Raw genomic sequence first — 2,222 nt, 5'->3', positions numbered from 1 at the left:
AGTGATAATTATAAAACTATGAATCCATGCGTAGCAGGTATGTAATATAAACTACTAGGATTTTTATCCTAGTGGTTATAAATGAGTTTAACAAGCTTGTTATTAAAGTATTTATTAGTAAACAAATAACAAATAAAGTATATTAATAAGAATATTTAAATAAGTATTAAAACAAAGATAATTAATTTATCCTATAACTTTTTATTTGAATATTTATTTAAATAGTTTTAATTTCTTTCTTAGTAAAAGATAATAATAGATTAAAACTATAAAAGCTTATATAAATAAAAGGAAAAAACAACCATGAAAAAGCTTTTACTTAGCACTATAGCTATTAGTTCTTTAGTCTATGCTAATAATGGAAGTATTACCATAGCTAAAAATGATATAGAAAAGGTTATAGAATTATCCCCTGATAGAAATCTCCCTCAAAACAAAGCTATCAAAGAAAATCTAAAAACCAAAGATGATTATATAAAAAGCCAAGAAGCTAAAAAAGACTTTGAAGAAAAAAAGAAAGCTTTAAAAGAAAAACTCAATCAAGAAAATGAAACTAATGATGAAACTACTAATACAAACAACCAAACTAATAACACTACCAACCTAAATAACCAAACTAACACTAATACAAACAATGACAAAACTAACACTAACTCTAGTATAAATAATCAAACAAACAATAATTCTAATTCAACTAATAATAGCTTTAATACCAATAATGCTTCAAACAATCATAGTTTTAATAACAACACTACCAAATTAAACAATCAAGTCAATACCAACAATAATACAAGCAACCCAAATAATCAAACAAACAATAGTTCTAACACTAACTTTATTAACTCAAGTAATCAAACTAATACTACCACCACTAAAAAAGTAATAACCAAATACAAATTTGTTATCACTAATGAAAACACTAGCTTTAAAAAGCTAGGTATTAAAGAAGAGGATTTGCAATTACTCATTAGTGAGTTTAGCACTAGAAAATTTAGCTTACAAGATTTACAAGATATATCTAATATCATTGCTTATTATTTCCAAGTTAATGGCTATCCTGCAGCAACAGCTTATGTACCTCAACAAGAATTTGAAGATAGTGTGCAAATAAACATAGCCTTAGGAACATTAGGTAAGTATATAATAAAGAATAAAACTACTATAAAAGATTATTTTATTGAAAGTAAGCTTAATGAAAGAATCAAAGGTAAAATCATCTCTACTAAATTAATAGAAGATAGTGTGTATAAAGTCAATGAAATGTATGGGGTACAAACCCTAGCAGGCTTACAAGCAGGGGAGAATGTAGGAGAAACTGATATAGTTATAGAAGTAGTTCCTGATACTAAGGCTAATGTATTATTATATGCTGATAATTATGGTATTAAAAGTGCAGGGGATATTAGAGCTGGTATTAGTATGGGATTTAATTCTATATTTAATATGGGAGATTATTATAATTTTTACTTACAATCAAGCAATGAAAAGCAAATCAACTATGGAGCTAGTTATACTTTCTTTTTAGGAAATTTAAAAATCACTCCAAGCATATCTCAAGGCTCTTATTCTTTAGGTGGAGATTATGAAGGCTTAGGTTTTAGTGGTACTTCTAGAAATTTTGGTATAGACTTTTCTTATCCTGTATGGATTAATACTAATTCATCTTTATACTTTACTTCTAGTATTTATCACAAGATACTTAGTGATGTAACTTTAGATCTTTTAACCTTTGATAAAAGTTCTAATGTAGGTAGTATGGGTTTAGAGGGTTTATTTAGAGGCTTTGAAAATAATACCTTAAGTTATAGTGCTAAGGTAAGTGTGGGTAAGGTGTATGATGATGGCACTACTATATTTGGAGATACCTCTAAAAGTGGAGGTAAAGGCTTTGGTTGGTTTAGAAAACTCAATGCTAGTGTGAATAATTATTATAGTATTAATGAGTATATTACTCATACTTTAAATATAAACTATCAAAAGGTATTAGGGAATTTTGAATTAGATTCTTCTGAGAGTTCATCTTTAGGTGGAGCTTATGGAGTAAGAGCTTATGATAATGGAGAAGGTGATGGAGATAATACCATAGTAGCTAACTTTGGTATAAGAATAAATATACCAAATACGAATTTTTATTTTACTCCTTTTTATGATGTAGGTTATGCTTGGTATGAAAAAGCTTCAGGAAGTAGATTAGCAGATGAGCATTTTTTAGATGCAGTAGG

The 2,222-nt window shown here is 27.5% G+C and carries 1 protein-coding gene; it reads left to right on the top strand.

Annotated elements, in window-relative coordinates; genetic code table 11:
* Window positions 1-303: 303 nt before the first annotated feature.
* The coding region (locus tag L8W68_RS08150) for a ShlB/FhaC/HecB family hemolysin secretion/activation protein (protein ID WP_263675754.1) at window positions 304-2,222 on the top strand (1,919 nt) is incomplete at its 3' end.

This window comes from Campylobacter sp. FU_497 (assembly GCF_025772425.1).
In the GTDB taxonomy this organism is placed as follows: Bacteria; Campylobacterota; Campylobacteria; order Campylobacterales; family Campylobacteraceae; genus Campylobacter_D; species Campylobacter_D lari_C.
This window is presented reverse-complemented; position numbering and strand designations above follow the sequence as displayed.